Raw genomic sequence first — 1114 nt, 5'->3', positions numbered from 1 at the left:
TCTCCCCTGAACGCTTTACCCGCGCTCAGACTTACCCCTTTCACGCTCAGCTTTCCGCTGATATCCACTTTCCTGACCATCACGCCCTCGTCGTATTCCGGGGGCGTTGTGTTGCCGCTGTACCGTCGCGATGACGGCTGATACCGCGAGCCCGGTACCGCCATATCCAGCGCCTCATGCGGGCGTTCAAGGTTATAGACCGTCCGCCAGTGGTCGAAGGCGCGCTGCAGTTCACCGCTGTCCGCGAACCACTTCCCCTGCAGCACTTCCGCCTTCAGGCTGCGGTGAAAACGCTCCAGCTTGCCCTGCGTCTGCGGATGATACGGCCGGGAGTGCCCCACCCGGATACCCTGGCGCATCAGCCACAGCTCCAGCGCCGTCCAGGTGCCGGTGGTGTCTCCCCACGGTGAGCCGTTATCCATCGTCATCCTGTCCGGCAGGCCGTAGCGTTCAAACACGCTGACCAGCTGCTGCTGCACGGTCTCTCGACGTTCATCGTTACAGTGCACCAGGCACAGGGAAAAACGGGAGTGGTCGTCCAGCAAAGTGAGCGGATGGCAGCGGCCACCGCCAAAGGGAAAGTGGCCCTTAAAATCCATCTGCCAGAGCCGGTTCGGCGCATCATGTTCGAACCGTCCCGTGGCGGGAATGCCCGGTGAAGTGCCCGGCAGCAGGCCGTGACGGGCCATCAGGGAATGAACGGTGCTGAAGGCGGGCATGGTGTGCCCCTGGTCTTCCAGCCAGCGTTTAATCTTGCGGGCTCCCCAGCGTTGATGACGGTCATGGGCCATGCGCAGCAGGGCAGTAATGTCGTCAGATGAGCGGTTCGGGGAATGGTGCGGTATGCGCGGGCGGTCCTGAAGGCCGGAGGCCCCTTCCTCCGCCCAGCGACGAAGCCACTTGTAGCCGGTGGCAGGTGAAATGCCGAAGCGACGGCAGAGGGAACGGATGTTCGCCCCGTCCTGCGAGGCGAACAAAACAAACTCGGTACGTAATGACATGGTATCTCTCGCATCCCAGGGCATAAGCGACTCCATAAACGGGTTCTTATGCCTTAGTTGTAAGTGTCTACCATGTCCCCGAACAAGCGTTCACTATGTCCCCGGACCGTACA

General features: G+C 61.4%; 1 protein-coding gene. It reads right to left on the bottom strand.

The window, feature by feature from the left end; genetic code table 11:
- Positions 1-1025: IS481 family transposase (locus C5687_RS24230; protein WP_420796124.1), on the bottom strand; the 1025-nt coding region annotated here is incomplete at its 3' end.
- Between the last annotated feature and the right edge of the window lie 89 nt (positions 1026-1114).

It is taken from the genome of Enterobacter sichuanensis (assembly GCF_002939185.1).
Classification (GTDB): Bacteria; Pseudomonadota; Gammaproteobacteria; order Enterobacterales; family Enterobacteriaceae; genus Enterobacter; species Enterobacter sichuanensis.
The sequence above is the reverse complement of the archived record's forward strand: the minus strand, read 5'-3'. Positions and strand labels throughout refer to the sequence as shown.